Annotated in this window: 5 protein-coding genes and 4 tRNA genes; 3 read left to right on the top strand and 6 right to left on the bottom strand. The window is 35.1% G+C overall.

What is annotated here, in order from left to right:
• Positions 1-2: 2 nt before the first annotated feature.
• The 6 genes from ACEN2K_RS14575 to proS all read right to left on the bottom strand — a co-directional run bounded on the left by ACEN2K_RS14575 (position 3) and on the right by proS (position 2,325).
• A tRNA-Arg gene (locus ACEN2K_RS14575) sits at positions 3-76 on the bottom strand.
• A gap of 93 nt (positions 77-169) precedes the next feature.
• Positions 170-421, bottom strand: coding sequence for a 30S ribosomal protein S20 (gene rpsT / locus ACEN2K_RS14570; RefSeq protein ID WP_441760062.1), 252 nt, complete (start codon positions 419-421; stop codon positions 170-172).
• A gap of 37 nt (positions 422-458) precedes the next feature.
• Positions 459-530: transfer RNA gene (locus tag ACEN2K_RS14565), tRNA-Glu, on the bottom strand.
• Positions 531-579: 49 nt separating this feature from the next.
• A tRNA-Glu gene (locus tag ACEN2K_RS14560) sits at positions 580-651 on the bottom strand.
• Between the two features lie 46 nt (positions 652-697).
• Positions 698-769, bottom strand: a tRNA-Glu gene (locus ACEN2K_RS14555).
• 77 nt (positions 770-846) lie between these two features.
• Positions 847-2,325, bottom strand: coding sequence for a proline--tRNA ligase (gene proS, locus ACEN2K_RS14550; protein ID WP_441760061.1), 1,479 nt, complete (start codon positions 2,323-2,325; stop codon positions 847-849).
• Positions 2,326-2,426: 101 nt separating this feature from the next.
• Between proS and ACEN2K_RS14545 the strand changes: the two genes are divergently transcribed.
• The 3 genes from ACEN2K_RS14545 (at position 2,427) to rimO (ending at position 6,481) form a co-directional block, all read left to right on the top strand.
• Positions 2,427-3,410, top strand: coding sequence for a hypothetical protein (locus ACEN2K_RS14545; protein ID WP_441760060.1), 984 nt, complete (start codon positions 2,427-2,429; stop codon positions 3,408-3,410).
• 49 nt (positions 3,411-3,459) lie between these two features.
• Positions 3,460-4,962, top strand: a complete 1,503-nt coding sequence (locus ACEN2K_RS14540; RefSeq protein WP_441760059.1) for an OmpP1/FadL family transporter — start codon at positions 3,460-3,462, stop codon at positions 4,960-4,962.
• A gap of 205 nt (positions 4,963-5,167) precedes the next feature.
• A complete protein-coding gene (rimO, locus tag ACEN2K_RS14535) occupies positions 5,168-6,481 on the top strand; it encodes a 30S ribosomal protein S12 methylthiotransferase RimO (protein ID WP_441760058.1) in 1,314 nt (437 codons plus the stop codon).
• The last annotated feature ends 25 nt before the right edge of the window (positions 6,482-6,506 follow it).

Below are 6,506 nucleotides of genomic sequence, written 5' to 3'. Positions count from 1 at the left end.
AGTGAAGGCAGAAGGATTCGAACCTTCGACCGCCTGCTTAGAAGGCAGGTGCTCTATCCAGCTGAGCTATGCCTCCAATATCAACAAAAGATTGTTGAATATTTTATTTTCAGTCTAAAAAAAAGCCTCTTAAAAAAAAGAGGCTTTTATTTGTATGATAATATTGTGATTACAACTTAGCAACAAATTTAGTCAACTTAGATTTTAAGTTAGAAGCTTTATTGTCATGTATAATATTCTTCTTAGCCAATTTGTCAATCATAGAGATAACATTTGACAATTTAGATGTAGCATCAGCCTTATCAGTAGCTATTCTTAATGCTTTAATAGCATTACGAGTAGTTTTATGTTGATATCTGTTTAATACTCTTCTCTTTTCGTTACTTCTGATTCTCTTTAGAGCTGACTTATGATTTGCCATTTTATTATATTTTTATCTTTTACTATTCTTTTATTTGTAGTCCGTAAGGGAATCGAACCCCTGTTACCAAGACGAAATCTTGGCGTCCTAACCCCTAGACGAACGGACCATTATCCCTCTAAGTTGATTATCAATCTAAATAAAATAGATTTAATTTGTAGCCCGTAGCGGAATCGAACCGCTCTTACATGGATGAAAACCATGCGTCCTAACCGATAGACGAACGGGCCATTATCACTTTCAAAGTAAGTGAAAACTTTATCAATATCAGAATTGTAGCCCGTAGCGGAATCGAACCGCTCTTACATGGATGAAAACCATGCGTCCTAACCGATAGACGAACGGGCCCTGCTTCTGTATTGCGGATGCAAAGATACAACTATTTTTGAGTCGCACAATAGCTAATGTAAAAAATTTTAAAATAATTAATACGCCTTAGCAAAAAGCACTCTTTTACTAGATGGATTCCCAGTAAACACACAGGTTCCCGCCTCTTCAACACTATCCAAAGGAATGCATCTAATAGTCGCTTTAGTTAACTCCTGGATACGCTCTTCAGTAGCTGCTGTTCCATCCCAATGTGCTGATATAAAACCTCCTTTATCATTTAAAACTGTTTTAAAATCTTCAAAATTGTTTACTTCAGTAATATGGGTATTTCTATAATCTAATGCTTTATTAAACAAATCCTTCTGAATTTGATCTAGCAAATCACTTACAAAAGTTGCAATTCCGTCTTTTGAAACTAGTTCTTTAGTCAATGTATCTCTCCTTGCGATTTCAAAAGTTCCGTTTTCTAAATCTTTTGGACCAATTGCAATTCGAACTGGAACTCCTTTCAATTCCCATTCAGCAAATTTAAAACCTGGTTTTTGTGTTGTTCTATTATCAAATTTCACAGAAACGCCCAACTTTCTTAACTGCGCAGTTAAAACATTCACTTCATTAGTAATTTGCTCTAATTGCTCATCAGTTTTATAAATAGGTACAATCACCACTTGAATAGGAGCCAAACTTGGAGGCAATACAAGCCCTTTATCATCTGAATGAGTCATCACTAATGCTCCCATTAAACGAGTTGATACTCCCCATGATGTTCCCCATACATATTCTTGCTTCCCTTCGGCATTTGCAAACTTCACATCAAAAGCCTTGGCGAAATTTTGTCCTAAGAAATGTGAAGTTCCTGCTTGCAACGCTTTACCATCTTGCATAAGCGCTTCAATACAATATGTTTCCTCTGCACCAGCGAAACGTTCTGTTTCTGTTTTAGTTCCTCTTATAACGGGTATTGCCATAAAATCTTCAGCAAACTGAGCATAAATATTCATCATTTGCTCCGTTTCCTCAATTGCTTCTGTTCTAGTTGCGTGTGCCGTATGTCCTTCTTGCCATAAGAACTCTGCAGTTCTTAAAAACAAACGAGTTCTCATTTCCCAACGCACCACATTTGCCCATTGATTAATCAATAATGGCAAATCACGATAAGACTGCACCCAGCCTTTGTATGTGGACCAAATAATCGCTTCACTTGTAGGACGAACAATAAGCTCTTCCTCTAGTTTCGCATTAGGGTCTACCATTAACTTTCCTGGTTTATCAGGATCATTCTTTAATCTATAATGTGTCACGATCGCACATTCTTTTGCAAATCCTTCTGCATTTTTCTCTTCTGCTTCAAACATGCTTTTTGGAACAAATAAAGGAAAGTAAGCATTTTGATGCCCCGTTTCTTTAAACATTCTATCTAACTCCGCTTGCATTTTTTCCCAAATGGCGTAACCGTAAGGTTTGATAACCATACAGCCTCTAACTCCTGAATTTTCAGCTAAATCAGCCTTGACAACCAGTTCGTTATACCATTTTGAATAATCTTCTGATCTTGTAGTAAGGTTCTTACTCATATTGAATAGTTTGGCACAAATTTTGCATTATTTTATTTAACTAAATAGTTCCACAAAACTAACTATTTTTGCTTTGTGCAACAATAAAAAAACCTATAGATATGCAAACTAATATTTTTTCATCCAAAAATACTGCTATTTACGCCATTATTAGTTTGGTAAGCGTATTGCTGACCTCCTGCGGCTCTTATCAAAACAGTTCTTATTACGAGACTGACGGGATATACAACAATTCTAATAACCCAATAATAGAGAGACAAGCTGTTAATAACCCCAACACCCCCTACAAAGATTATTTTAATTCCCTTCAGGATGACTACCAATCAACAGAAATTTTTACAGATATAGACAATTACAGCGATAATAATTATGCTAACGAAGACAATCAAGACAGTAATTATGCTGGTTGGGGTTCTAATTATGACAAAACAGACATCAATATTAATATCCGTCCCAATTATTGGGGATCATCTTTTGGCCTAGGTTATCCTTATTATAACTGGGGGTACTCTAATTACGGCTGGAACTATCCGTATTACAATTATGCATATCCTAATTATGGCTGGAATTACCCGTACTACGGTTGGGGTTACGGAAGCTTTGGTTTAGGATGGAACTATCCTTATTATAATTATGGCTATTATAACTATGGTAATTATAACTATGGTAATTATTATAACAATAGAAATTATTCTTACAATCCAAGTCGAAGAGGCTCTTCGTACTCTAATAATTCTAGTGTAAATAGAAGTTATAATTCTAGAAGCTATTCTCAAGATAGAAACAATACAAATAGAAGTTCTAATAACATTGACTTTAGACGAAATTCAAACAACATTAACTCAAGATCGAGCAATCCTAACTTTAATAGGAGAACTCAAAATCAAAATAATTCGTACAGCACACCAACGAGAACGAGGACAGACAGTAATAGCAACAGACGAGAATCAACTCCTTCAAGAACAATTACACCGTCTTCTAATAACTCCAGAAATGAAAGCTACTCTCCTAGCCGCTCCAGTTCAAACTCTTCCAATTCAAGTAGTGGAAGATCATCAGGAAGCTCTAGAAGAGGCGGGAATTAAAATAAACATTTTTTTTGGCATCTTATATTTAAACTTTATTTAGTAAAAAATGAAAAAATATCTATTTGTATTAATCACAGGATTTTCGTTTAGCGTAGCTCAATCTCAAGAGATTACAGACGCTGTACGTTATTCACAAGACAACTTAACGGGAACAGCTCGTTATAGAGCGATGAGTGGTGCGTTTGGAGCGCTAGGTGGCGACCTATCTTCACTGAATGTTAATCCCGCAGGATCTGCCGTATTTTCGAACAATCAGGTAACTTTTACGTTAAGTAATAATGATACGAAAAATAATTCCAATTATTTTGGCACTACAACTTCCGAAAATAGCAATTCATTTGATTTAAATCAAGCGGGTGGAGTATTTGTTTTTAAGAACCAGAATCCAAATAGCGACTGGAGAAAGTTTTCTGTAGCTCTAAATTATGAAAACACTAATAATTTCGATAATTCTATATTTTCTGCAGGTACTAATCCAACAAATTCTGTTGACAGTTATTTTTTAGCTTTTGCCAATGGAGTACCGCTAGGAACACTTGAAAACTCGAGTTACGGAAGCTTAAATCACGGCGCGCAGCAAGCTTACCTTGGCTATAACGCTTTTATCATAGATCCAGTAAGTAATGACCCAAACAATACACAATACGTTTCAAATGTACCAGCTGGTGGAAATTACTACCAAGAAAACACACTCGCGTCAGAAGGTTATAATGGAAAATTATCATTTAATGCAGCTACCTCTTATAATGACCGTATATATATAGGAGTAAATTTAAATTCTCACTTTACAGATTTCAGAAAATACACTAGTTTTTATGAAGACAACAATGCACCGCTAACTGCCGATTATACCGTCTCTAAATTACGATTTGACAATGAACTCTATACTTACGGAACCGGATTTTCATTTCAGTTAGGTACAATTGCCAAAGTAACTGAAGAATTTCGTTTAGGATTAGCTTACGAATCATCCACTTGGTACCATTTAAGTGATGAGTTTTCTCAAAAGCTTGTTGCCGTTAGTAGCAGTTCTACTGGAAATGATACAAACGATGTTGTAGACCCTAGAATTACTAATGTTTATGAACCTTATAAATTACAAACCCCTAGTAAATTAACAGGAAGTTTAGCTTATGTTTTTGGTAAAACAGGCTTAATCAGTTTAGACTATGCGATTAAAGACTACAGTAAAACTAAATTTAAGCCAGAGAATGATAGTTATTTTAATGGCATAAATAACAGCATGACCAATCTTCTAGATACTAGCGGAGAACTAAGAATAGGCGCTGAATACAAAATCGAAAAATTAAGTTTAAGAGGTGGTTACCGCTTTGAACAAAGTCCATATAAAGATAAAAACACTATGGGTGACCTGACAGGTTATTCAGCAGGTTTAGGATATAATTTTGGATCAACCAAGGTAGATTTATCGTATGCTTTCGCAAAAAGAGATTCTCAACAAGGTTTTTTCTCACAAGGATTAACCGATGGTGCTGCAATTAGTAACGTCAATAATAATGTAGCTTTAACACTTTTGTTTGAACTATAATTAATAGTGGTATAATATATAAACCGTCTTGTCATTCATTTTTGCAAGACGGTTTTTTTTTAGCCCTGATGGTAGCGGCATCCTTTTACTAGCTTCTTTAGCTAGGAAAAGATACAGCGGACAGCAGGATTAGCTTCACAAAATCACAAATCTTGAACATTACCCGAAATAAAAATTGTAATTTTGCACTCCAATTTACAAATCTATGAGAACCAAGTCTTTAAAAAAGAACAAAATCAACGTGATCACTCTTGGGTGTTCAAAAAATATATACGACAGTGAAGTATTAATGGGTCAGCTACGCGCAAGCGGTAAAGAGGTTGAACATGAAGCTCCTGCTGAAAAAGAAGGAAATATAATTGTTATTAATACCTGCGGATTTATTGATAATGCGAAAGCGGAATCAGTTAATATGATCCTAGAATATGCAGATAAAAAAGAAAAAGGATTAGTTGACAAGGTTTTTGTGACTGGATGTTTATCTGAACGTTATAGACCAGACTTAGAAAAAGAGATTCCGAACGTAGATCAGTTTTTTGGTACCACTGAATTACCACAATTATTGAAAGCGTTAGGAGCGGACTATAAACATGAATTATTAGGAGAGCGCTTAACGACTACTCCAAAGAATTATGCATATTTAAAAATTGCTGAAGGTTGTGATAGACCTTGCAGCTTTTGCGCAATACCTTTAATGAGAGGGAAACATGTTTCTCAACCTATTGAAAAATTAGTTAAGGAAGCTGAAGGTTTAGCTAGAGATGGTGTAAAAGAATTGATCTTAATCGCTCAGGATTTAACTTATTACGGTTTAGATATTTACAAAAAACGCAATTTAGCTGAGCTTCTTGAAGCATTAGTAAAAGTGGAAGGAATTGAATGGATACGTTTGCACTATGCCTTTCCTACTGGGTTCCCAATGGATGTTTTAGATTTAATGAAGCGTGAACCTAAGATTTGTAACTACATTGATATTCCATTGCAACATATTTCAGACTCTGTACTAAAATCAATGCGTCGTGGAACTACACAAGAAAAAACAACCAAGCTTTTAAAAGACTTCCGTGAGAGAGTTCCTGGAATGGCAATACGTACAACTCTAATTGTAGGTTACCCTGGAGAAACTCAAGAAGATTTTAATATTTTAAGGGATTGGGTACAAGAAATGAAGTTTGATCGCATGGGATGTTTTGCTTATTCTCATGAAGAAAATACACATGCTTATTTATTAGAAGATGATGTTCCAGATGATGTCAAACAAGCACGTGCTAATGAGATCATGGAGTTACAATCTCAAATATCATGGGATTTAAATCAAGAAAAGATTGGTCAAGTATACAAATGTATTATTGATCGTAAAGAAGGAGGTCACTTTGTGGGTAGAACAGAATTTGACAGTCCAGATGTGGATAATGAAGTATTAATTGATGCTAGTAAGCATTATTTAAAAACTGCCGAATTTGCAATGATCAGAATTACTGAAGCAACAGAATTTGATTTATACGGGGAGCCTGTTTAAATATAATTCTTATTTTTATATCTTA

The organism is Flavobacterium sp. W21_SRS_FM3 (genome assembly GCF_052113625.1).
Taxonomy (GTDB): domain Bacteria; phylum Bacteroidota; class Bacteroidia; order Flavobacteriales; family Flavobacteriaceae; genus Flavobacterium.
Note: the sequence above shows the minus strand (reverse complement) of the source record. Positions and strands in the feature narration are given on the sequence as shown.

Bases quoted from the DNA above. Each gene is read 5' to 3' on its own strand.
- ACEN2K_RS14545 (WP_441760060.1), top strand. From the start codon at position 2,427: ATGCAAACTAATATTTTTTCATCCAAAAATACTGCTATTTACGCCATT.
- rimO (WP_441760058.1), top strand. From the start codon at position 5,168: ATGAGAACCAAGTCTTTAAAAAAGAACAAAATCAACGTGATCACTCTT.
- rpsT (WP_441760062.1), bottom strand. From the start codon at position 421: ATGGCAAATCATAAGTCAGCTCTAAAGAGAATCAGAAGTAACGAAAAG.
- ACEN2K_RS14540 (WP_441760059.1), top strand. From the start codon at position 3,460: ATGAAAAAATATCTATTTGTATTAATCACAGGATTTTCGTTTAGCGTA.
- proS (WP_441760061.1), bottom strand. From the start codon at position 2,325: ATGAGTAAGAACCTTACTACAAGATCAGAAGATTATTCAAAATGGTAT.